Here is a 254-nt window from a genome sequence, read left to right as displayed (position 1 = left end):
AAGATCGCGCAGGCTAAGCTTGTAGCGCAGGTACCAGCGAACGCACAGAATGATCACATCGCGGTCAAAGTGACGGCCTGCGAACAGTTCGTCCAGGCTTTTCAGCTTGCTCATCGTCGGTTCCCAAGGCTTTGTTCAGCAGGGTCCTTGCGCGGCGACCGTGGGTCCGGTAGAAAGAGCCCAGTGATCTATCCGACAGGCGAGCTTTCATGCCTTACAAGGCAAGACTGAAAACGGGTGGGCCGCGCAAGCGG

1 pseudogene is annotated in these 254 nt (G+C 57.9%); it reads right to left on the bottom strand.

Annotated features, from left to right (window positions below):
* Positions 1-114 (bottom strand): annotated as a pseudogene (locus tag AB3X89_RS40695) (IS6 family transposase); the annotation flags it as partial.
* Positions 115-254: the final 140 nt, after the last annotated feature.

The organism is Paraburkholderia sp. BR14320, assembly GCF_040948665.1.
Lineage (GTDB): Bacteria > Pseudomonadota > Gammaproteobacteria > Burkholderiales > Burkholderiaceae > Paraburkholderia > Paraburkholderia youngii.
The sequence above is the reverse complement of the archived record's forward strand: the minus strand, read 5'-3'. Positions and strand labels throughout refer to the sequence as shown.